The sequence below is a fragment of the Erysipelotrichaceae bacterium 66202529 genome (genome assembly GCA_017161075.1).
GTDB lineage: Bacteria > Bacillota_I > Bacilli_A > Erysipelotrichales > Erysipelotrichaceae > Clostridium_AQ.
On record CP046174.1, the window covers coordinates 1,409,486 to 1,431,558 of the forward strand.

General features: G+C 44.2%; 22 protein-coding genes. 20 read left to right on the forward strand and 2 right to left on the reverse strand.

The genetic code is table 11. The annotated features are described in order from the left end of the window. Positions 1-426: 426 nt before the first annotated feature. The 12 genes from GKZ87_06610 to GKZ87_06665 all read left to right on the forward strand — a co-directional run bounded on the left by GKZ87_06610 (position 427) and on the right by GKZ87_06665 (position 12,873). Positions 427-984, forward strand: coding sequence for a GNAT family N-acetyltransferase (locus GKZ87_06610; protein QSI25179.1), 558 nt, complete (start codon positions 427-429; stop codon positions 982-984). Continuing rightward, positions 981-1,544 (forward strand): hypothetical protein, encoded by a 564-nt coding sequence (locus GKZ87_06615; protein QSI25180.1) that lies wholly within the window; start codon positions 981-983, stop codon positions 1,542-1,544. Before GKZ87_06610 ends, GKZ87_06615 begins: the two co-directional genes overlap by 4 nt. 322 nt (positions 1,545-1,866) lie before the next feature. Continuing rightward, complete coding sequence (locus tag GKZ87_06620; protein ID QSI25181.1) at positions 1,867-2,760, forward strand: U32 family peptidase; 894 nt, start codon at positions 1,867-1,869, stop codon at positions 2,758-2,760. A gap of 8 nt (positions 2,761-2,768) precedes the next feature. Next, entirely contained in the window at positions 2,769-3,998 is a 1,230-nt protein-coding gene (locus GKZ87_06625) for a collagenase-like protease (protein ID QSI25182.1), read from the forward strand. Between the two features lie 17 nt (positions 3,999-4,015). Then, a complete protein-coding gene (locus GKZ87_06630) occupies positions 4,016-5,710 on the forward strand; it encodes a proline--tRNA ligase (protein ID QSI25183.1) in 1,695 nt (564 codons plus the stop codon). A 353-nt stretch (positions 5,711-6,063) separates the two neighbouring features. Beyond that, positions 6,064-7,764, forward strand: a complete 1,701-nt coding sequence (locus tag GKZ87_06635) for a hypothetical protein (GenBank protein ID QSI25184.1) — start codon at positions 6,064-6,066, stop codon at positions 7,762-7,764. Then, positions 7,751-7,999, forward strand: coding sequence for a hypothetical protein (locus GKZ87_06640; protein QSI25185.1), 249 nt, complete (start codon positions 7,751-7,753; stop codon positions 7,997-7,999). The genes GKZ87_06635 and GKZ87_06640 overlap by 14 nt, the downstream gene beginning before the upstream one ends. A gap of 323 nt (positions 8,000-8,322) precedes the next feature. After that, positions 8,323-9,522, forward strand: coding sequence for a threonine ammonia-lyase (locus tag GKZ87_06645; protein QSI25186.1), 1,200 nt, complete (start codon positions 8,323-8,325; stop codon positions 9,520-9,522). Continuing rightward, positions 9,515-9,967: a YaiI/YqxD family protein gene (locus GKZ87_06650; GenBank protein QSI25187.1), complete on the forward strand. Its 453-nt coding sequence runs from the start codon at positions 9,515-9,517 to the stop codon at positions 9,965-9,967. Before GKZ87_06645 ends, GKZ87_06650 begins: the two co-directional genes overlap by 8 nt. 533 nt (positions 9,968-10,500) lie before the next feature. Further along, positions 10,501-11,328, forward strand: coding sequence for a hypothetical protein (locus GKZ87_06655; protein ID QSI25188.1), 828 nt, complete (start codon positions 10,501-10,503; stop codon positions 11,326-11,328). A gap of 14 nt (positions 11,329-11,342) precedes the next feature. Further along, complete coding sequence (locus tag GKZ87_06660) at positions 11,343-12,095, forward strand: N-acetylmuramoyl-L-alanine amidase (GenBank protein ID QSI25189.1); 753 nt, start codon at positions 11,343-11,345, stop codon at positions 12,093-12,095. A gap of 76 nt (positions 12,096-12,171) precedes the next feature. Continuing rightward, a complete protein-coding gene (locus GKZ87_06665) occupies positions 12,172-12,873 on the forward strand; it encodes a BAX inhibitor (BI)-1/YccA family protein (protein QSI25190.1) in 702 nt (233 codons plus the stop codon). Between the two features lie 264 nt (positions 12,874-13,137). Here GKZ87_06665 and GKZ87_06670 read toward each other — a convergent pair whose 3' ends face one another. After that, the gene (locus tag GKZ87_06670) at positions 13,138-14,001 is read right to left on the reverse strand and encodes a DUF4438 domain-containing protein (GenBank protein ID QSI25191.1); all 864 of its coding nucleotides are present in this window, start codon (positions 13,999-14,001) and stop codon (positions 13,138-13,140) included. A gap of 310 nt (positions 14,002-14,311) precedes the next feature. Here GKZ87_06670 and GKZ87_06675 point away from each other — a divergent pair, with 310 nt between their 5' ends. The 5 genes from GKZ87_06675 to GKZ87_06695 all read left to right on the forward strand — a co-directional run bounded on the left by GKZ87_06675 (position 14,312) and on the right by GKZ87_06695 (position 17,408). Beyond that, positions 14,312-15,277: a hypothetical protein gene (locus GKZ87_06675; protein QSI25192.1), complete on the forward strand. Its 966-nt coding sequence runs from the start codon at positions 14,312-14,314 to the stop codon at positions 15,275-15,277. Between the two features lie 271 nt (positions 15,278-15,548). Then, positions 15,549-15,986, forward strand: a complete 438-nt coding sequence (locus tag GKZ87_06680) for a peptidylprolyl isomerase (GenBank protein ID QSI25193.1) — start codon at positions 15,549-15,551, stop codon at positions 15,984-15,986. 1 nt (position 15,987) lies between these two features. Further along, positions 15,988-16,332: an amino acid permease gene (locus GKZ87_06685; protein QSI25194.1), complete on the forward strand. Its 345-nt coding sequence runs from the start codon at positions 15,988-15,990 to the stop codon at positions 16,330-16,332. Between the two features lie 9 nt (positions 16,333-16,341). Next, entirely contained in the window at positions 16,342-16,668 is a 327-nt protein-coding gene (locus GKZ87_06690) for a rhodanese-like domain-containing protein (protein QSI25195.1), read from the forward strand. Then, positions 16,665-17,408, forward strand: a complete 744-nt coding sequence (locus tag GKZ87_06695; GenBank protein QSI25196.1) for a protein-tyrosine-phosphatase — start codon at positions 16,665-16,667, stop codon at positions 17,406-17,408. Before GKZ87_06690 ends, GKZ87_06695 begins: the two co-directional genes overlap by 4 nt. Before the next feature lie 287 nt (positions 17,409-17,695). Here GKZ87_06695 and GKZ87_06700 read toward each other — a convergent pair whose 3' ends face one another. After that, positions 17,696-18,427, reverse strand: a complete 732-nt coding sequence (locus GKZ87_06700; GenBank protein ID QSI25197.1) for an RNA methyltransferase — start codon at positions 18,425-18,427, stop codon at positions 17,696-17,698. A 121-nt stretch (positions 18,428-18,548) separates the two neighbouring features. Here GKZ87_06700 and nadE point away from each other — a divergent pair, with 121 nt between their 5' ends. The 3 genes from nadE (at position 18,549) to GKZ87_06715 (ending at position 22,004) form a co-directional block, all read left to right on the forward strand. Continuing rightward, a complete protein-coding gene (nadE, locus tag GKZ87_06705) occupies positions 18,549-20,198 on the forward strand; it encodes an NAD(+) synthase (protein ID QSI25198.1) in 1,650 nt (549 codons plus the stop codon). A gap of 69 nt (positions 20,199-20,267) precedes the next feature. Then, positions 20,268-21,473 (forward strand): AI-2E family transporter, encoded by a 1,206-nt coding sequence (locus GKZ87_06710; protein ID QSI25199.1) that lies wholly within the window; start codon positions 20,268-20,270, stop codon positions 21,471-21,473. Positions 21,474-21,530: 57 nt separating this feature from the next. Beyond that, positions 21,531-22,004, forward strand: a complete 474-nt coding sequence (locus GKZ87_06715; GenBank protein QSI25200.1) for a GNAT family N-acetyltransferase — start codon at positions 21,531-21,533, stop codon at positions 22,002-22,004. Positions 22,005-22,073: the final 69 nt, after the last annotated feature.

Sequence of the window (22,073 nt, forward strand, 5' to 3'; positions counted from 1 at the left end):
GCAGAAATATATCTGAAATAATTCCGTTTTTCTTCTGTTTACAAATAACGCTTATAACGAATTCCTATTATTTCTCTGTTGTTCTTCTCTGTAGTGTTTTGTTTTGTTATAATGAAGCTGACCTATAGGATGGAATAAAAGGTTGTTCTTTCACTATAAAGAAGGGATGGCTGATTATGGTTATGTACTTGTAGCACCAGGTGTCTCTTTATATTTATAAGGATACCTCTTATACATAGCGAGTAACAATATTTATAATTTATGTGAATCTATATTGCTTCATAATATATAAGGAAAGTATATAAGGAAAGCAAAATATATAAAGCAAGGAGACATGAGGATAGCAAAGAGACATATCGTATGATGAAATAATCATCCTGGCTCTAAATGGCTGTATACACCGTATTTTCAGGAAAGAGGGGCTTTATGATAACAAGAAAAGCAGTACTGCAGGATTTAACGCAGTTAAAATCCATGTATAAGAAAATCATTGCGCATATGAATGCAAAGCAAATAGAAATATGGGATGATTGTTACCCATGTGCGTTCTTTCAAGAGGATATCACAGCACAACGCCTGTATGTCCTAGAGGAAAAGGGCACTTTGATGGCAGCCTTTGCTTTATGTGAAGACAGCGCCGGGGCAGATCATGTGACCTGGGGGAAATCTATCTGGCAGGTGCGCTATCTTGAACGGCTCGGTGTAAATCCTGATTATATGAGATTAGGCATTGGCAGCACTGCTCTGCATGAGGCGATTAGATTATCAAAAGAGGCACAGGCAGAGGCTTTGCGGCTGTTCGTCGTGGATATCAATCATTCTGCAATCCGGCTGTATGAAAAAAATGGATTTCAAAAAGCCGCAGGTATATATGATGAGGTGATTGATGATGATCTTACGTTTCATGAATTCGGATTTGAATTCATAATTGCAGACGATAAGCATATACAGGGAAATGCTTTGCATGAGGAGGAGAGATCATGAAGGAACCGATACGATTCAAAACACAAAAGGAATGGCGAAGCTGGTTGTCAGAAAATTGTGAAAGCAGCGAAGGCGTATGGCTGTTATTTGGAAAGACGAAAGCAGTGGAAACATTAACGGCAGCGGAAGCCTTGGAGGAAGCGCTCTGCTTTGGCTGGATTGACGGTGTCATGCGAAGGCTTGACGATACCTCCTATATAAAATACTTTGCGCAGCGAAGAACAGGCAGTAAATGGTCAGTGAAGAATAAGGAGCTTGCGTTAAAGCTGGAGGAATCCGGAAGAATGACTGCTTTTGGACGCCGGAAAATAGAAGAAGCCAAACATAACGGACAGTGGGAACAGGCTGTAAAGCCGTCGGCAGTCAGTGAGGAACAGCTGACTATGGTTATGGAGGTGCTGAAGACCTATGACCTGGCATATGCCAATTTTATGAATATGCCGCCATCTGTAAAAAAGACATATACCCGTGCATACCTGGATGCCAAAACAGAGGCAGGCCGCACAAAGCGTTTGGCATGGATGGTGGATCGGCTGGAAAAGAATTTAAAGCCAATGTGAGACTGCTTGTGAAAGAAGGAAAACAGGAAAGCCTAACAAGCTGAAACAGGCGGTAGTGTCCATCATTTATATATACGTTTTATACATTTTGGATATCGCAGCCACCATTTACCGATTTCTCTGTCATATTTCATGTTCAGCCGCATTTCTTTTGCAGAATTTTACTTTTGCATCCTGAACTCTTTGTAAGGGATGCAGCATATGACCTGTAATTTTACTTGAAATACGTGTTTTCCCTACCCTTTCTGTACAGAATATATTATAATAAAAAGCAGTGTTAGCGTGCGGTTATGCAGATAACACATGAAGGAAAGGTGACGTTATGGTTGATTTCATCGCAACACCATTTGCGTTTGGTGATATAGAGAAGCTGAAAGCTGCAGGAGCACAGAGCGTTATCATTGCAGTACCGTTTTTCTCAGCAAGAGGCGCTGCCTGCTTTTCCATTGACGAGTTAGCGCAAATCAAAGCGGAATGCAGACGCTGTGCTGTCCAGATGTATGTACTCGTAAATCGTATTTTTGTGGAAGAAGAGCTGGAACGGCTTCGTGAGTTTTTAAGGCTGTTGAAAGAGCTGGATGTAGATGGCATCTATTATGGGGATGAGGGTGTTTTGTATGAGGCAGACCGCCTGCATATGAAAAACCGGCTTATTTACAATCCGGATACACTGATTACAAATGCTATGGACATGCAGTATTATCTGGATGAAGACATACGCATGGCTACCATATCCAAAGAAATCACACTGCAGGAAATGTGTAAGATCGCAAGGACGGTGCAGGGAGAATGTGAAGTCATCATTCATGGAAGACTGAATATGATGCATTCTAAGCGAATGCTGCTGTCTGCCTATATGGATTTCCTGGGAAAAAAGGAAGCTGTTAGAGACAATCATGAGCTATACCTGATGGAGGAAACAAGGGACGATCATATGCCGATCATTGAGGATGCTTTGGGTACGCATGTGTTTACCGGATTTACACTGGCATCCTTTGAGGAAATAAAGGATTTATATGAGGCAGGTGTACGGCATTTTCGTATTGATGGTATTTTCCATGATATCGCATATGTATGTGAAGCACTGCGGCTGTATCAGGATGTATTAAAAGGAAATCGAAACGGGCGTGAGACGTTTCAGGAATATGAGCAAAAATATACAAAGGATCATGTAACACATGGCTTCTATTATACAAAAACGAGCAAGGTAAAGTAGGTGAGAGCTTGAAAAAGATAGAATTACTCGCTCCGGCAGGTGATTTGGAGCGTTTGAAAATCGCCGTTCTGTATGGAGCGGATGCTGTATATGTAGGCGGTAAGCAGTTCTCTTTGCGATCTCGTGCCAGCAATTTCGGACTTGAAGAAATCGCACAGGGTGCGGCCTTTGCCAGGGAACATGGCGCACATGTACATGTGACCGTGAATATGCTTCCGCATGAAGAGGATTTAGCAGGGCTAAAGGAATATCTGATTGCGTTGGAGCAGGCAGGCGTAACAGCTATTATTGCGGCATCTCCGGCAATTATGATGTGTGCGAAAAAATATGCACCAAGGCTGGAAGTGCATGTGAGTACCCAGCATTCCTCCACCAATTCCAGTGCTGCGAATTACTGGAAAAACAAGGGAATGGATCGTGTCGTACTGGGACGTGAGGTAACCCTTCAGGAAATCAGGGACAGTGCTCAACACACCGATATACCGTTGGAGGTCTTTATCCACGGCGGCATGTGTATTTCATATTCCGGGCGCTGTGTGCTGAGCAATAATATGACGGGGAGAGATGCCAATCGTGGAGGCTGTGCGCAAAGCTGCCGCTGGAAGTACCGCCTGTATGAAGGAGAGCATCCCTTGCATGATGAAACGGATTTATTTTCCATGTCCAGCAAGGATCTGATGGCAGCCAAATACATTCCCGATCTGATTGAAGCAGGGATTGCCAGTCTGAAGATTGAAGGACGTATGAAAAGCGCCTATTACATCGCAACGCTGATTAAAACGTATCGTATGCTAATCGATGAGATTTATGAGCAGGGCGGACGTTTGAGTGACAAACGGATGGAATGGTATTATAATGAATTGGCAAAGGCGGAAAACCGACCCACAGGGTGCGGCTTTTATGAGGGACTGCCTGCCTTTGACGGTCATTTGTACGGTATCAACGGTGCAGGGGTCACACAGGAATTTATCGCCTATGTTTTAGATTATGATGAAGACAGTGAAATGGCAACACTGGAGGTACGCAACAACTTCCGCGGAAATATCACGGCAGAGGTTTTTGGGCCACATATCACAGCTACCCGCTTTACCCTGCAGGAGCTGTATGATCTCGATGGAAATCTGATGGAGGTTGCCAGAACACCGATGCAGAAAATCAAAACACATATTCCGATTCGTCTGGAAAAAGACGCCATGATCCGTAAGGTCGTGGATAGGGATCGTTCGGGTATTTATTGAAATGAGGAGAAGCTATTATGAAACTGAGTAATTCGTATTTTTATACATTGCGTGAAAATGTCAAGGATGAGGACAGTACCAGCGGTAATCTGCTGGTGCGTGCGGGAATGATCAAGAAAAGCAGCAGCGGTATTTATATGATTATGCCGATGGGAAAGCGCGTCCTGAAAAAGATTGAGGAAATCGTTCGCGAAGAAATGGATGCAGCAGGTGCCCAGGAGCTGTTGATGCCGGCTATGATTCCAGAGGAAATCTATGAAAAGAGCGGGCGTAGGGAGGCTTTTGGCTCCAATATGTTCGCCTTGAAGGACCGCTATCAGAAAAATTATGTGCTGGGGCCGACGCATGAGGAGCTGTTTACAATGGCAGCGATGATGAAAGGAAGCTCCTATAAGGATTTTCCATATAATCTGTATCAGATTCAGACCAAATTCCGTGATGAAACAAGACCCCGCTACGGATTGATCCGTGTGCGTGAATTCATCATGAAGGATGCATATTCCTTTGATATCGATGAGGCAGGTCTTCATGAATCCTATAAAAAGATGTTTCATGCGTATGAGAACATCATGGAGCGCTGTGATCTGACATATAAGATCGTAAAAGCGGATACCGGCGCGATGGGTGGCTCATTGTCAGAGGAATTTCAGGCGATTACGGAAATCGGTGAGGATGTTGTTGTGACCTGTGACGGATGTGATTTCTCCAGCAATCTGGAGATCACGGAGGTCATTGATACGAGTACACCGAGTGATGTGCCAATGCAGGATATGGAAATTGTGGAAACACCGGATGCTAAGACGATCGCAGATGTTGCCGCCTTCTTTGGAAAATCAGTGAATGATTTTGTAAAGACGCTGATTTATTCTGTGGATGGTAAAACGATGGCGTTCCTGTTAAAGGGAGATCGTGAATTAAATGAAACAAAGGTGCTGAAGCTGTTACAGGCAAATGAAATAGAGCTTGCTTCCTTTGAAGAGGTGGAGCGTGTTACACACGCAAGGGTTGGCTTTGCCGGACCGGTCAATCTGGAATGCCCAATCATCATGGATCGGGAAGTGGCGAATATGAAAAACTTTATCGTTGGCGCAAACAAAACCGATCACCATATCAAGAATGTAAATCTGAAGGATTTCTCCGTGGAAACAGTTGCGGATATCGCACAGGTGCATGAGGGTGATATTTGTCCAGTATGTGGAAAGCCGCTGAAATTCTGCAAGGGAATCGAGGTAGGAAATACGTTTAAGCTCGGTACCAAGTATGCAAAGGCACTCGGTCTGGAGTATCAGGATGTGAACAATAAGCTGCATCCTGTGGAAATGGGCTGCTATGGCTTTGGACTGGAGCGCTGCATGGCTGCAATCGTGGAACAGCATAACGATGCATCCGGTATTATCTGGCCGGCAAGTGTGGCACCGTTTGAGGTCGCTGTTGTTGTAGTATCCAGCAAGGATGAGGAACAGATGCGCATCGGAAATGAATTGTATGAAGCACTGAAACAGGAAGGCGTGGATGTGCTGCTGGATGATCGTAAGGAACGTCCGGGTGTGAAATTCAAGGATATGGAGCTGATTGGTATTCCTTACCGTATTACGGTCGGCAGAGGAATCAAAGACGGCAATGTGGAATTCCGTGCGAGAACAGCTTCTGAAAGCAGTGATATTGCATTGAGCGAGGTCGTAGAGCTTGTAAAGAAAGAGCTGAAAAAATAAATTAAAACAGTTGTAAAAAAACGCTTGGAGAAATTTCGAGCGTTTTTCATAAGCGGTGTGGGATATGAGTTTTAGTGTGTACATATCGTGAGAGACGCTCATAGCATAGATAGGAAATAGAGGATATTGGAATAAATTTTTGATTCGATGCATAGGATGTAATCGTTACCAGCTTCATAAGGCAGGGATGTCCTTCAGCAGGGAAACAGAATCACGAATTGAAAAGTTTTTCATAAAATGAAAATATTACAAAAACTACTTTCTTATTTTTTCTTTTTATTGTATAATAGAACCCGATAGGGTTATTTAACTTTATTTTCCAACTTCATTTTTGAATTTGAAAGGAGCAGATTATGAAAGAGACATTGTATTTAACAAAAGAACTTGCAATACTGAACTACAGCGCGGGATATGCACATTCCGGTGATCAGCTGTTGAATTCCTCAACGTTCAGTAATTATGTTCATAACTACCTGGATTACTTAAAAGCCGATAACGAGGCTTTATACTTCTACGCATTGAACGGGAAAACAACCAGAGAGGCAACATTCGAAATTTTGAAGCTGTTCCGTATGCTTCGTGTGTTTAAAGCCGCTGAGGTGGAATCACCATATCTTAACGACAAGGCGAAGCTGCTGGAGTTTGTAGAGGAAATGTATAACTTCTGGAAAAAGCATCAGCGTTTCTCCGTTATGTCTGTCGGACAGGGAAATGCATTGCAGGATTTAAGCTTTGTAGGTGCGGATTCCAGCTTCACCAACCTGATTCTTGCTCTGTACCGTAATATTGAAGAGCAGATCATGGGGAGAAAAAACCGTGTGTACCGTCAGCTTCAGGCTGGTACAAATGCATCAATCGCGGTGAAAAATATTGATAATCCAAAGCTGAGTGCCAAATACGATGCACTGAAGGATATTGAATTCATTCAGTCCGTCATGCTGAGAACGCCGATGATCCTTCATCCGAAATCCAATAAACGTACGGGTATGTTTACCGAACGTGATACCAATCCAATTACAGAATTTACAGGAAATCCGGATGAGTGGTTCTGTTTCCCATGTAAGGTGGGAAGCCTGCTGGCTTTCATTTACTTTCACCGTGACTTCATTTCCTCTGCGGTATCCCTGGCAAATTTATTTGAACTGGCAAATGAAGATGAATGCCGTAAGAAACCGGATCTGATTTGTCTTTTCGGAAATCAGGATGATAAGGAACAGACAACGTTCCATTATGATGCTGAGGATGATGTATGGATCGGATGTGTCAGCTATCATGAACGAATTGAATATTTTGGTTATCTGAAGAAAATGACACTGACACTGCATAATGTTAGAAAAATGCAGAAGGGCTGGCTGCCAATACATGGAGCCTTCGTGAATATTACATTAAAGAGTGGAAAACGCAAGGGAATCATGCTGATGGGTGACTCCGGTGCAGGTAAGTCCGAGTCTATTGAAGCATTGAAGATCGCCGGTGCAGATGTAATCAAGGATATTGAAGTTGTCTTTGATGATATGGGTACCATACATCTGGAGGATGGTGTGCCATATGGTCAGGGTACGGAAATCGGTGCCTTTATCCGTCTGGATGATCTGGACCCTGGTACGCCATACCGCGATATGGACCGTTCCATCTTTATGAATCCGGAATCAAGCAACAATGCCCGTGTAATCACACCTGCCGCACCATATGAAATCGTGGCGATGAACCATAAAATTGACTTGTTTGCCTATGCGAACAATTACGATGATAAGCTCGGCCTGCACCGCTTTGATAATTTAGAGGATGCAAAAGCTACATGCAAGGAAGGAAAACGTATGGCAAAGGGAACGACGCAGGAGGTCGGAATTTCCACTACCTACTTTGCGAATCCTTTCGGGCCAATGCAGCAGCAGGAGGTATGCGAGCCTTTGATTGATCAGGTGTTCGTTGCTCTGCGTGACAGCGGCTGCTTTGTTGGGGAAATCTATACACATCTTGGACTGGATAAAGAAAACCGTGACGGTATCAATATCGCAGCGAAAGAGCTGTTGGACTTTATTGAAAAAGATTAAGCTGGAAACTGCCTGCTTTCTGTACAATCAGAAGCGGCAGTTTTTTTCTTGTGAGAAAAAGGTGAAGACGTTAAGCACTGCTTTTTCCTGTATACCGTTATCAATTACCAGGCAGCATATTTCCGGGGTACGGCTATGGAGTGGAGATAAGGTTAGTATATGCAATAGCCATTTGGCCGGACATATCGGGATACCGTCATCCATGACTGAGAAATCACAAATGAGTATGGTATGAAGCATTTGAGTGTATTTTTTGTATATATCTGTAAATCACTGAGTAAATACCTGGAATACCGTTTTCCATTCGAGGGAAACATATTTCCGTATACCGTTATCCGTCAGTGAAGAAGCCCTTCGTATTCATGATGAATAGAATATTGATAGAAAATACAGGATTCTACAATTTGTATACGGATTTTATGATGTGTTTTTGTAATATAAATATATGTACTTCATTTGTGAACATATATTTTATACTGTATTCAAAATATAGAAAATACTCTTTTCTAAACAGAACAACCATAGTACAATAACAGTACAGATACAGGAGGAGTTTGTATGGATATTTCAAATATATATGATGCAAAGGAAGTAGTAAAGGATGTGATTTCCAAAACGCCGCTGGTACATGCGGATAAGCTGCATGAAAATTTGTGGATCAAGGCGGAGAATCTGCAGGGGACTGGTGCCTTTAAGCTGCGTGGAGCCTATAATAAGCTGCACAGCCTGACACAGGAGGAACGCGCAAAAGGGGTGATTGCCGCCAGCGCTGGAAACCATGCACAGGGAGTAGCGTATTCGTGTATGAAGATGGGAATTAAGGGAACAATCGTCATGCCGAAAACAGCGCCGCTATCCAAGATTGAAGCGACCAGAAGCTATGGTGTTGAGGTGGAGCTGCAGGGAGATACCTTTAACGATGCCTATGAGTACGCAAAAAATCTGCAGGAAATTACAGGTGCTGTGTTCATCGAGCCGTTTAATGATGAGTATGTGATTGCCGGTCAGGGAACGATAGGTCTTGAAATACTGGATAAGCTGAGTGATGTGGATACGGTCATTGTGCCAATCGGTGGCGGCGGACTGATCAGCGGAATCGCCACTGCAATCAAGGCAATGCGTCCAAGCTGTCGTATCATCGGTGTTCAATCCGAGCATGCGCCCAGCATGAAGCGTTCCCTGGAGGAAAAGGAAATCATACGGCTGAATGATGTCAGCACGATTGCGGATGGAATCGCTGTAAAATCACCGGGGACTTTGACATATGATTTATGCTGCAAATATGTGGATGAGGTCGTGACTGTCAGTGAGGAAGAAATCGCAGCGGCAATTCTGACGCTTTTGGAAAAAATGAAAATGGTCGCGGAAGGAGCCGGTGCTACGAGTGTTGCGGCGGCAATGTTTGGCAAGGTGGATCTGGAGCATCATAAATGTGTTGCCGTATTGTCCGGGGGAAACATTGATGTCAATCTGTTATCTAAAATCATCGATCTGGGTCTTATGAAAACCGGACGCAAGGCAGTTATCAATATGAATGTCATGGATAAGCCGGGGAATCTGTCCCGTATGATTGAACTGATTTCCAGAACCGGAGCTAATATCATTTCTGTGAACCATAACCGAATTCAGAATGCTATGCTGTTTAACCAGTGCCGTGTAGGTGTCATCATTGAAACAAACGATGCAGCACATATTGAAGAGGTACTAGCAATTCTAAAAAACAACGGGTATGAGCCGCATCTGGTCGAGCATGCCTGATATTTATATTGATGCGGACGGTTGTCCTGTAATCGAGGAAACCCTGCAGGCAGCAGAGGCTTTTGATTTTCCGGTTATCCTGGTATGTGATACCTCCCATGCATTTACCCCTGAAAACGCTTCCGTACTCATGGCGGATAAGGGAAAGGACAGTACAGATTTTCTACTGCTCTCTCATGTAAAAAAAGGAGACCTTGTTGTTACACAGGATTACGGTCTTGCGGCACTGGTTCTCAGTAAGCAGGGCTATGCCATATCCTGTAACGGCATTCCCTATACAACAGATAATATAAACCGTCTGTTAACCATGCGGCATGTCAGCAGTATGGAGCGAAAGCATAAAATGTACGGCTCACACGCAAAAAAGCGGACACAGCAGGATAATGAGCGCTTTCTTGATGGCCTGTACGCACTTTGTGAACAGCTGAAAAGCAAGGAGCTTTAAATCAGCGCAGGGTATTGTTACATAGCTGTAATGATTATTCAATTTTATGAACGCATGAAAAAATACCAATACTTCCAAGACTGGTGTTATCGCTGTCTGAAATATGCAAAACAAATAAGACTTGAAGGGTGCTGTACTTTCAAGTTTTTTTCTGCTTTTGTATACCCTTTTTGCTTGGCTTCTTATTTGTACTATTTTTTTGCATAATGCATCTACAGCAATTATTTGACTTATTCACACCAATCGTTTGCATTCTTCATTACTACGAAGCATTTAACTCATATGCTATTTGACTCATGCACATACGCTTATTTATACCATATATTTGCATTCCTGCCTTATCTGACTTATTGCGAATAATGATTATATATATGGAAATCATCAACATGAAGCCGGTCTTATAACCTCATTTCCAGAATCGTCCAAAGAGGGCGTGGGTTGCAAAATTATAAAAAAAATGATATCGTTATGACTCAGGATTTGCATTTACGAAAACCTAAGAAACGACAGTCAGGTGGAATGGAGTGATGTACATGAAGGAGCTGTATGTATCCGAAAGTGGAACAAAGAGCATGGTGAAGAAAATCCGTAAGATGCGCAAGGATGAAATAGATCTCTATTTGAAGGAGCTTGGATGTACTCTTACCTGTGCGGATATTCAGGCACAGCTGCAGAATACCTACAATGATCTGGCCGTTGCGGATGCGATCTTTCAGACACAGACGATTGATGATTCCCATGCCTCCTTTCCAAAGTCTTTTATTGATGAAGCGGTGCTGGAAATTGCCAAAAGAGAAGCCTATGGTTTTACGCATTACGGATTGATTTCTGATGCGATTCTTGATCTGATGGAGCAGGGCAGTGAGCAGGTTGCCAAAGATCTGATGGAGCAGTTTCGATTACTGTTTAAAACAGCTAGAAGATTTCATATAGACAGTCTGGAAGCGATGATGTATCAGGTGAATGATGGCTTGGATATGATCGGTGTTGTGACATTTCTGCTCGATTTGCTTATGGAGGCGGGAAGAACGGATAAGGAACAGTATCGGACATTGATTGCTTTCGTCGATAAATTTCTGACGGTTTTTTCAAAAACAAGTGATTTCTTCCGGGTTGGCATGCAGTATGAGCAGGCAAAGGCGTATATCGCTTTAAAATCAAAAAAGGGTGAACAGCTGTTTCAGAAGCTGTTGAATACACACAGCGATGCAACCGATGTGGTATTGCATTATGCGCTGGCATATCTGGATGATGATGAGAAGCGCACACGTAAAATTCTGGAGCGCTATGCTTCCCGGCTGGATAAGGAAAGTCCGTCCTATGAGGAAATTCAGGAATTGAAAAAAGAGATATATAACTAACATGAGGTGATTTCATGCAGAAAAATTTTGTACAGCGACATATCCTGTTCTTTTCCATCATCGTATTCTGCTTTCTTGTTGTTCCGTTTATCCGGAATGTCTATGCACAGGAACAGGCAGAGAAAAAAGAACAGGCAGAAACGATTATTATCCGTACACAGAAGCAGGCAGAACAAAAAAAGGTGACAAAGCGCCGTGTTGTTCTGGATGCTGGACATGGAGGCTATGACGATGGCAGTGTAGCGGCAGATGGTACGAAGGAAAAAACGATTACGTTACAGTTGACAAAGAAGATCGGAAGGCTGCTGGAGAAGCAGGATGTCGATGTTGTTTATACCAGAACAAGTGATAAGGTGTCCTGGCCGTCAGATAATGAAAAGGATTTGCTGGAGCGCTCCCGCATTGCCAATACATCCAAGGCGGATTATTTTGTATCCATCCATCTGAATTCTTCAGATACCGATCAGAGCTCGGCGAAGGGAACGGAAATATGGGTGCGAAGCAGTGACACTAAAAGCCGTGAGCTGGCACAGATGGTAAATAAGCAGCTGGAAAAGCTGTCCGGTATCAAAAGCAGAGGATTGAAGGAGGAAGCGGATGCTCCGTTATCGCTTGTGGAATATACGCATATTCCCACCATTCTTGTAGAAGCTGGATTTCTGTCAAACAGCTCGGATCTTTCCTATTTGAAATCAGAGAAGCAGCAGGATGCCATGGCACAGGCAATAACAGAAGGAATATTGCATGCGTTTGATCAATCGTCATAAAATAATGAAAAACCTGCAAATTTTACTGTAAAAATGATACAATATGCCGTATACTATAGGAAAAGGAGGAATGTTTATGTTTGAACGTAACGAAGATTATTTTGAGCCGCAATATACAGCTACCAGTCTGCAGAAGCATGCTGTACGAACATTTGGATGGATGACATTGGGTCTTCTGGTGACTACGGCTACTGCATTTGCTGTATACTCCACAGATTTGATTTACTATATTTACAGCAACAGGTTCGCACCGCTGATTCTGCTTATTGCACAGTTTGGTGTCGTAATTGCTCTGGGTGCACGACTGATGAAAATATCCGCAACAGGTGCCAAGGTTTTATTCCTTGCCTACTCTATGCTGACAGGAATTACATTTTCCACACTGGCAGTTGTTTATCTGCCGGGAACGCTGGCGATGGCATTCCTGATGACGACCGTTTATTTTGGAAGTCTTGCTGTTATCGGCTATACGACAAAAATGAATCTGCTTCGGTTTGGGCCGATTCTGTTTGGAAGTCTGCTTGCGCTTATCATCACTGAGGTTATTATGATGTTTATGGGGGCAGATACCAGTACGATGCTGATCAGTGCCATCGGACTTTTGATCTTTACCGGACTGACTGCTTATGACGCACAGAAAATGAAGGCGCTGTATGCAAGCTATGAGGGGGATGAAGAAATGCTGAAAAAGCTTTCCATCTACTCTGCCTTTGAATTATATCTTGACTTTATCAATATTTTCCTGTATATTCTGCGCTTTATCGGAAACAGAGATTAGACGATATACAAAAAAGGTCTTACTCAGGAATGAGTAATGCATTTGCAAAACCAAAGGAAGAAGACTCCTGTGTATGGGATGTCTTCTTTTTTGTAGCTGTATCTGATATAAGAAAGAACCGTGAATCAGGTGTTCATACACTTTAAAGTATAACAAAAAAAGAGACTTCCAAATCCGTTGATAGGATTTCAATCAACAGATATTGAAAGCTCTTATTTTCCATGTTCGCGTTTAGCAGGAACGAAGAAGCAGCCAGGCTCCTTTTTATTTTTTGATGTTCAGATAATTTGCTATATTTGCATTTGGGTCTATCACAGGCTCTATAGTTTCGCTTTTACTGCTCATGATGACTGTAAGTCCCGGGCCATGACCGCTCGTATAGGAATCCGCATGGACGACAATACCGACAGATACCGCTCCCTTGCGGTAATGCGGCCCGTTGTGATTATCATGATCCTGTATCAGAACCAGATCACCAAAACGCAGCTTGTTAATTCCGAAGGCTTCATTAGCCTCAGCATCCTGCGTCATAATATCATAATCTCCCAGCATAGTGGTAGCACTACCCAGACCGCTTCCCATGAGGTAGGCGGGAACACAGGTGACAACCGGTATTTTTATCTTCTCCCCCTGTTCCTCAATTCCCAGCTGCTCAAACAGCTCGGGATCGATATTCATCAGCTGTATTTCCTCGTGATCCTGCAGCTTCAGTCCCTGACCGCATGCCTTAATCAATACTTTGTCATCAACCGTCATCAGTTCTAGCGTTTCATCATCAAAATACACCATCACATGATCAATACCGCCATGCTTTCCTGTTACATATCCTTTTCTGCCCTTGGCATCACCGGTAATGATTTTGGCAGGATTTCCAATACAGGCAAATGCCTGCAATGCATTGTTTTCTTTTTCCACTGGATTTTTCAGACTGACACCTGGTTCTATATGGTCTCCTGCTATTCCCATACAGGAATCACCGATTTTATAATTGTAAATGATTCCTCCGGTCGCCATGGGAATTCTTCCATATCCATCGTATCCTACCCGGTATCCGTTACCACTCATAACCGGATGATCCACCTTGCCCTGTACACTCATGACAGGTAAAAAAGCTTTGTTTGTTTGCATATCGTCTCTCCTCGCTTTTCATGCTTTGCATCTTCTTATATTTTACTATAACAAGGACACAGCTTCAATGTGTTATTATGATGTTATCCGTGCTTTATCATAGTGATATCCACAGGGGAATTCACAATGCTGAAACAAACGTCTTCAGCTATCGTATATGAGGCTTGTGACAGATAGGAAAAAATGAGAATAGGGGATATCGACAGGAGCTTACTGCATCGAACGCTGTATAAATTTGCGCCAATACGGAAAGTAACCCACACTTATCACATATGCTTATGATATAATCAGACACATGAGAGGTGATGATATGCATAGCTGTAAGGTTCATAGCCGCAGTGCTGTACAGGTGAGTGCAGCAGAATATGATGCGCAGTACAAACAAGTATCCTCCGGTCTGTTTTCCAGTGCCTTATCAAAAGCACAGAAGCAGATCATGCAGAAGGAGCATGCATGGGAGAAACAGCTGTATCAGGATGAATTTACACTGCCGCTTTCAAGGAATATGTTTGGTCTGTTTACAATCCCGGTGTATATCAACCATATACGTGCTGTTTTTGTCGTGGATACCGGGGCACAGATCAGTGGCATTAAAAGTGAACGGCTTGCTCATTTTCAGATGAAAAAGGCACCCGGAAGCTTACAGATTGGAAGCATTGGCGGTAAGATGAGAGATATGCAGGGGCTGGTTGCGGATTCGATGCAGATGGGAGCGCTGGAAATACGCAATATGGCAATGATCGCACTAGATTCTTCCGACTTTACCTTACGCTTTGGAAACATAGATTTATTTGGCTTCGATGGCATTCTGGGCTGGGATATTTTACATCAGCTCGATTTTGAAATGGATGATATCGCGAAGCAATTTCTTGTCGTAAAAAACCGTTTCCGTCTTCCATATCCCAATATGATAAAGGGAGGCTTTCCCTGTATTCTGGCAAAGCGTTCAGATGGCGGCATTTCCCTGTTTGGCTTTGACAGCGGCTCCCGTGTAAGCTGGATTGGAGAATCGGCTGTTCGTGAGCATGCATTACAGATCGTACACGAGGGAAGCGCGATGGGATTTGGTGTTCATGGCCTAGAAAAGATGGATTTGAAGATTGTAAAAGAATGGACGTTATTTGTAGATAAGGCGGAAATCACCTTAAAGGATACGATGACGGGACGTGTGGATTTATTTGATCATTTTACGTTTGACGGTGTATTTGGCAATGAAATCTTCAAACGGCGCCGTATACGCATTATCAACAGTGCGGGTATGGTTTTACTGGCATAACTGGGTGCCTGCTTATCATAAGGAGGTTATGATATTGTACAGCTTTTGATAGACGAAAGTTGATATGCGGTATGTGTAGATGCAAAAGCTGTACAGCCTGAGGTAACATAGGATGGCAGGGGAATGACACATTAGCAACCATGCTTAGGAATCCTGCAGGTGCCTTGTTTCTTCCCTTGTGAGGCGCCTGAAACAGTGCTGCATCTACAGCTTGCTGTTGTTTTTTTTGTCGTATTATAGTATATTTATAGAATGAAATGGAGGAATGAACATGATATACCATGGAACAATAACAATGGAAAATGGGGCAGTGCTCCCCTTTGAGCTGTATCCGGAGGATGCTCCGGTAACGGTGGAAAATTTCGTTAAGCTGGTGAAGGAGGGCTATTATGATGGCAAGACCTTTCACCGCGTCATAAAAAACTTTGTGTCTCAGGGAGGCTGTCCATATGGAACAGGTGCCGGTGATCTGGGCTATACGATTCCATGCGAAACGGAAAACAATCCGCACAAGCATGAGGAGGGAAGTCTGTCGATGGCTCACCGCGGTAAAGATACCGGCTGCTGTCAGTTCTTTATCTGCCACTGCCCGCAGCCGCATCTGGATGGTGTGCACACTGTGTTTGGCAAGGTAACGGATAACATGGGAGCTGTTCGCAGTATGCGCAACGGCGATGTTATGACGAAAGTGATCATCGAGGAAGAATAGCATGGATGATGTCAAACGACTGGGAACACCGCTGCTGATTATCGTGCTTTCAGCATTTCTTACCAAGCTGGTGGAAACATGGCTGAAGGGAAGCTTTGTACATACGCTGCTGATTATCATCATGGTTGCTTCTCTGTTTATGTTTGGTGTCTCACTGAACCGAAAGAAGCGAAGCAATGCTGTATTTCGCAAGGTTGTCGCAATCGTTATCGTACTGCTGCTGCTTTTCATGCAGCTGGGCTTTCTGGATCTGGCTGTCGTGAACCGCTGGTTTGCTTATCTGGGCATGGGATCCTTTTATATCAATATGCTGTATATTTTCTGCGGCTATCTGTTCATAGATTAGGAGGAAGTTATGTTTGGATTTTCTTTTGATAAAACAATGGAAGAAGTAAAAAAGGAGCTGGATGAACAAAAGGACATCCAGCTGCTGGATGTGCGCGAAGCGGATGAATACCGTGAGGGACATATTCCCGGGGCAGACCTATTGCCATTGAGTGAGCTGGAGACCAGGGCGAAGGATATTGTAGAGGTGCGCAAATTGCATTATGTATACTGCCGCAGTGGTCAGCGTTCTAGAACTGCTGTGAAAAAGCTGAAGGCTATGGGATATGATCAACTGTATAACATCGGCGGAATTGTGCATTGGCCGTATGAACAGAAAGCGGGGAATGAGAAATGAGATATACCCGCAGACTTGTTCTGAGCGGTGCCTGCAATGTGCGTGATCTTGGTGGATATCCCTGTACAAACGGAATCAGTGCATGGCATAAATGTTATCGAAGCGATATGCTCAACAAGCTAACAGAGGAAGACTGGATGCAGCTGCGTAATGCGGATATACGGTTGATTCTGGATTTGCGCAGTGTGACAGAGCAGCGTACAGCGGCATATGACAGTGAGGCCTATGGCATCACACGCGTAGCCCTTCCGTTTATGAAGGAGGAGGTGCCGCTTGCTGAAACGCTGGATCAGGAGGCGCAGAAGCGTTTCCTTGACAGTATGAAGCTCGATTATGTGGAGATGATCAGTGCTGTGCCCGATGCGGTGTGTCAGGCGCTGCGGCTCATATTAAAAACGCTGAGGGATGGCCATGCTGTATTGTTTCACTGTACGGCAGGAAAGGATCGCACCGGTATTCTGGCAGCCCTTCTTCTGAAGCTTTGTGGGGTATGCAATGAGGATATTCTGGCGGACTATCAGGTGTCGGCAACCTACAATGCGAAGGGGGTCAACAGCCTGTTACCACCGCATATGATGGCTATACCGCAGATTCGTGCATTATTTGAAAGTACACCGGAAATGCTGCAGCCGCTGCTGCAGCTGTTGGATGAGCAGGGCTGTGGCGCATATCTGGAAGCCATAGGAATGCAGCACAATGAGCTGGAAGCGCTGCGTACGCTGCTGTGTGATTCAGAATAATGTCTTTGTATAAGACTTACACTAAATAAAAACAGGAAACACCAGCACCGTGTTCCTGCAGACTGAATCGAAGCCCATGCCGTCTGGCAGCGGGCTTCTTTTTTCCTTTTGTATATAGCCGGATAAAAAAACATGCAGGCTTTTTCCTTGGTTCTTACTCACGTTTGGGTGTGACCAACATAAGAGACTTAAAACTACTGATATTGCCAATAGCTTTTGAAATCTCTTATATTTTAATATTTTAATACCCATGATCGAGTAAGCATCCATTCCTGCATGTGGAGGTATTAGCTTTCTGTTTTCTGCCGCACCAGCTCAAAGGCGAAGATCGCTGTGGATGCCGCCGCTGTCATCGCATTGCGGAAATCCTGACGGTAGGGGATGTAAAGGTTTTGATCGCTGTGTCCCTGCACGCTTTTACTCAACCCGCGCATTTCCCCGCCGATTGCCAGGCAGACCCTTTGTGGAAAGGTGTATGCATATAAGGAAATTGCGTTGCTGCGCTGTCCGCAGACCAGTGTGATATCCTTCTGCTTCATTTCCTGAAGCAAAGCATCCATATCATTCGCTATGATCAGATTCAGATATTCACTGGCTCCTGCACTGGCTTTTGTCACAACACCGGCTGCACTCGTCCAGTTGCGCGGAGGTATAATGACACCGTCACAGCCAGCCGCATACAGGGTACGTAGGATATAACCGAAATTAAACGGATCCTCCACACCCTCGATCAATGCCAGAAACACTTGCTCGCTTTTGCATACATCCTGCAATGTTTGAAAGCTGCGCTCAGCGCAAACCGCAAGCAGACCGCCATGCGTCTTCCCCTGTGCCAGTTCATCAATGGCCTTGCGGCTGCTTTGTTCAATTAAAATATGGCGCTGTCTTGCCTGGCGGAGAATAAAGGCGGTATCGCGATCCTTTTTTTTCTCATCCACGATAATCCTTACGATATCCCGCTTTTGTGCAAGCAGCACGGCCTTAACAGAGATGTTTCCCTCTACGATATATTGTTCCATATTGATTCCTCACTTATCCTGTTTCTATATTATATAGGAGAAGTGTCAACTTTAAAAGGGAATTCTTCATTTCTATCAGGATTCATGGTATGATACTCATGTTGAAGTTAGGAGGGATATCATGAAGGTTGCAGTTGTAACCATGCATGTCAGACAGGGGAAATGTGAAGAAAACGTTTCCTATATGAAACAAATGATACAGCGTGCCAGAGAAGCACAGGCGGATTTAATCGTATTCCCGCAAAATGCAGTCAGTGGATACCGGCTGGGTGATCAGTGGCTGGATGAGGACTGGTGCCGCTATGTGGACAGCTTTAATGATGAATTGGTGGCAGAAAGTGAGGATATCGCCATTGTATGGGGAAATATCCGCTATCGTAACCGCAGAAGATTCAATGCGGCATTTTTTGCCTATCAGAGACAGACGCATATGCGGGTAAAGCGCAATACACCATTTACAGATGATGCACGCTATTTTGAAGAAAATCCAATCAACAGTGCAATCGAATATAAGGATCATGTATTTGCACTGAATTTTGGACGGGAAATACAATTAACGGATATCAATATCAATCTGGATGCGGCAATGTTTACGCTGGATCAGGATGTTTCTCTGAAGGGCAATGTCATTTATGCAAATGCTGTCGGTATGCAAAACAGCGGTAAGGAGGTTGTTGTCATGCAGGGGGGCAGCGGTGTCCGTATTGCGAAAAAGACAATCTATCAGGCAGACTGGTTTCAGGAGGAGATGCATATTGTGGAGCTTAGTGAAACAAAGGAAGCACTCCCTTCTCAGCCGAAGCTGCTCGATGCCCTGCTTATGGGAATCCGGGATTTTGACAGCCAGGTATTTGGCGGACGTGTGCCCTGGATCGTTGGGATGAGCGGCGGTCTGGATAGCAGTGTGACGGCAGCCCTGTTATGTGCAGCACTTGGCAAGGAACGCGTATACGGCTATAATATTGCGACACAGCACAACAGCAGCACGACCATTTCCAATGCGGCGAAGGAAGCGCAGGCCCTGGGTATTCATTATAAGGAAGGAAATATGAAATCCCTGATACAGGCGAGTGCGGAGCTGCTTCGACAGGAATACGGCTATGATGTGGAAGAAATGCCTTCCCTGGTAATGGAGAATTTGCAGGCACGCTCCCGCGGGTATCTGTTAAGCGGCTTTGCCGGTATCCTGGGCGGTGTTGTTGTGAATAATGGAAACAAGGTGGAAACGGCCCTGGGCTATTGCACGCTGTATGGTGACAGCATTGGTGCATTATCCGTCATTGGGGATTTGACAAAGGTTCAGCTCTTTGATCTGTCTGCGGCATTGAATGATCGCTTTGGGAAAGAGGTTATTCCCTGCAACCTTCTGCCCCGTGTACATGAGCAGGGGATAGATTGGGAAATGCCGCCGAGTGCGGAGTTAAAGGATGCCCAGCTTGATCCGATGAAATGGTTCTATCACGATTATCTCATAGAGCATCTGGGAAGAGATCTTACACTTCGTGCCTTCATGGAAAGCTATGCGGATGGAAGCATCTGGGAACAGGATATCGCACGCTGGCTGAGCTACTATGGTCTGGATGATCCCAAGGTGTTTATTTCCGATTTGGAATGGCTGCTGACCACGATGGCGAAGAACAGCTTTAAACGGCTGCAGCTGCCTCCGCTGCTGAGTGTTCATGCGAAAACGCTGGCAAATAAAAAGGAAGCACAGATGCAAACAGATTCTTATGTATTTGAGAAGCTGAAGCAGACCATTCTACCTATGTAATACTTTCGAATTTGTAAGAAAAGAAAGTGCTTTTTCATGGTAGAATAGATAGGGATGGAGGCGACATATATGAAATTTAGATTAACCGAGGAAATGAGAAAGAAGATATGGCTCTATGTGATTGTTATCGCCATAGGGATCAGCATATATTTCGCTTTTGATAAAATAGACTTTATCATACGGGCAATCCGGAGCGTCTGCTCGCTGACAACGCCGTTTATACTGGGCTTTGCGATTGCATTCCTGTTGAATAAGCCGATGGAGCTGATTGAAACCAGGCTGCTTGGCAAGGTGCCTATGAAACCACAGCATAAACGAAGCATAGCTGCTGTACTGGCTGTGATTCTGGGAATTACCATCGTGTGCGCCTTTCTGGCATTGCTGCTGCCGCAGCTATTTGACAGTATTTTCTCGCTGGTGAAGGCATTCCCCGGCTATGTTGAGGATTTCCAGAAATTTGCCCTGGATTTTGTTGAACGGTATGCGATTGACACTAAGCAGGTAACCAATTATATAACCGAAACGGATTTCTTTGAAAAGCTGACTGAATTCGTAACCGATGCGCTGCCGCAGATGGCAAAGGCTACCTATGCGTTTGGAAGCACATTGCTGAATATTCTGCTGAGTATCATGGCAGGCTTGTATATGCTGATTGACAAGGAACGTCTTTCCGGATATGCAAAAAAGATCAATTATGCACTGTTTCCAACAGAGGTCAGTGAATATCTGCATCGCATGGTGCTTGCGAGCGGTGATATCTTCAATAACTTTATCGTAGGAAAGGCAATCGATTCTTTGATTATCGGTGTATTATGCTATATCGGTTCCCTGATCTTTCAGTTCCCGTACGCATTGCTGCTGTCGGTCATTATCGGTGTTACGAATATGATTCCGGTATTCGGGCCCTTCATCGGTGCGGTACCGGGAATCGTGATTCTCTTTATTATACATCCGATTACGGCGCTGTATTTTGCATTGTTTATTTTCGCCCTGCAGCAGTTTGACGGCAATATTCTAGGGCCGCTGATTCTGGGAGATAAGCTGGGACTTCCAAGCATTGGAATTTTGTTTTCCGTCTGTGTCGGCGGCGGACTGTTTGGCGTCATTGGTATGTTTATCGGGGTGCCGTGCTTTGCGGTTATCTATATGGCAGTGAAGGAATTTGTAAACTATCGGCTGAAGAAGAAAGCAGTGAATCTGGATGAGGTATCAAAGGAAATGAAAAAGGAAGCGCTGGAAATAGAGGAGCGCATAGAACAAGATATAGAGGATTAGAAAAGGCGGTATTCTGTGTAAAACAGATGCCGCTTTTATCCTATAGGAGGAACGCAGATGCTGGAGACAACACGCTGCAGGCTATATCCGCTGCAGAATGCAGATGAGGTGATTCATTTATTTACCGATGCTGCCATACGTGAATATTTAGGAGGTGCATTAGCATGGGATACTGCTGAGTGCAATGTACAAGGAAAGCTGGAGAACGCACGATATCAGGGCTTTGTTGTACATAGAAAAAGTGATCATGCATGTATCGGGTTGATTGAACTTGAGGAATATCCTGTCAGCGATGTGCTGGAGCTTTCGTACCAGTATACTTCTGCAAGCTGGGGAAACGGTTATGCAAAGGAATCCATTCATGCTGTTTTATCCAATCTGCAAAAGCAGGGAAGCGTGCGAAGAATTGTAGCGGAAACACAGAAGAAAAATATCCGTTCCCGCCGTTTGCTTGAATCGCTTGGTTTTACCTACTGTACATCCCGTATACGGTTTCATGTGGTGCAGTGCGTGTATGAGAAAGTACTCTGATAAAATAAAAAACCAGCCCATATGCTGGTTCTTTCTCGTCCTAGAAGATATGAGAAACAGGAAATACAA

Bases quoted from the DNA above. Each gene is read 5' to 3' on its own strand.
- GKZ87_06610 (QSI25179.1), top strand. From the start codon at position 427: ATGATAACAAGAAAAGCAGTACTGCAGGATTTAACGCAGTTAAAATCC.
- GKZ87_06615 (QSI25180.1), top strand. From the start codon at position 981: ATGAAGGAACCGATACGATTCAAAACACAAAAGGAATGGCGAAGCTGG.
- GKZ87_06620 (QSI25181.1), top strand. From the start codon at position 1,867: ATGGTTGATTTCATCGCAACACCATTTGCGTTTGGTGATATAGAGAAG.
- GKZ87_06630 (QSI25183.1), top strand. From the start codon at position 4,016: ATGAAACTGAGTAATTCGTATTTTTATACATTGCGTGAAAATGTCAAG.
- GKZ87_06635 (QSI25184.1), top strand. From the start codon at position 6,064: ATGAAAGAGACATTGTATTTAACAAAAGAACTTGCAATACTGAACTAC.
- GKZ87_06645 (QSI25186.1), top strand. From the start codon at position 8,323: ATGGATATTTCAAATATATATGATGCAAAGGAAGTAGTAAAGGATGTG.
- GKZ87_06650 (QSI25187.1), top strand. From the start codon at position 9,515: ATGCCTGATATTTATATTGATGCGGACGGTTGTCCTGTAATCGAGGAA.
- GKZ87_06655 (QSI25188.1), top strand. From the start codon at position 10,501: ATGAAGGAGCTGTATGTATCCGAAAGTGGAACAAAGAGCATGGTGAAG.
- GKZ87_06660 (QSI25189.1), top strand. From the start codon at position 11,343: ATGCAGAAAAATTTTGTACAGCGACATATCCTGTTCTTTTCCATCATC.
- GKZ87_06665 (QSI25190.1), top strand. From the start codon at position 12,172: ATGTTTGAACGTAACGAAGATTATTTTGAGCCGCAATATACAGCTACC.
- GKZ87_06670 (QSI25191.1), bottom strand. From the start codon at position 14,001: ATGCAAACAAACAAAGCTTTTTTACCTGTCATGAGTGTACAGGGCAAG.
- GKZ87_06675 (QSI25192.1), top strand. From the start codon at position 14,312: ATGCATAGCTGTAAGGTTCATAGCCGCAGTGCTGTACAGGTGAGTGCA.
- GKZ87_06680 (QSI25193.1), top strand. From the start codon at position 15,549: ATGATATACCATGGAACAATAACAATGGAAAATGGGGCAGTGCTCCCC.
- GKZ87_06685 (QSI25194.1), top strand. From the start codon at position 15,988: ATGGATGATGTCAAACGACTGGGAACACCGCTGCTGATTATCGTGCTT.
- GKZ87_06690 (QSI25195.1), top strand. From the start codon at position 16,342: ATGTTTGGATTTTCTTTTGATAAAACAATGGAAGAAGTAAAAAAGGAG.
- GKZ87_06695 (QSI25196.1), top strand. From the start codon at position 16,665: ATGAGATATACCCGCAGACTTGTTCTGAGCGGTGCCTGCAATGTGCGT.
- GKZ87_06700 (QSI25197.1), bottom strand. From the start codon at position 18,427: ATGGAACAATATATCGTAGAGGGAAACATCTCTGTTAAGGCCGTGCTG.
- nadE (QSI25198.1), top strand. From the start codon at position 18,549: ATGAAGGTTGCAGTTGTAACCATGCATGTCAGACAGGGGAAATGTGAA.
- GKZ87_06710 (QSI25199.1), top strand. From the start codon at position 20,268: ATGAAATTTAGATTAACCGAGGAAATGAGAAAGAAGATATGGCTCTAT.
- GKZ87_06715 (QSI25200.1), top strand. From the start codon at position 21,531: ATGCTGGAGACAACACGCTGCAGGCTATATCCGCTGCAGAATGCAGAT.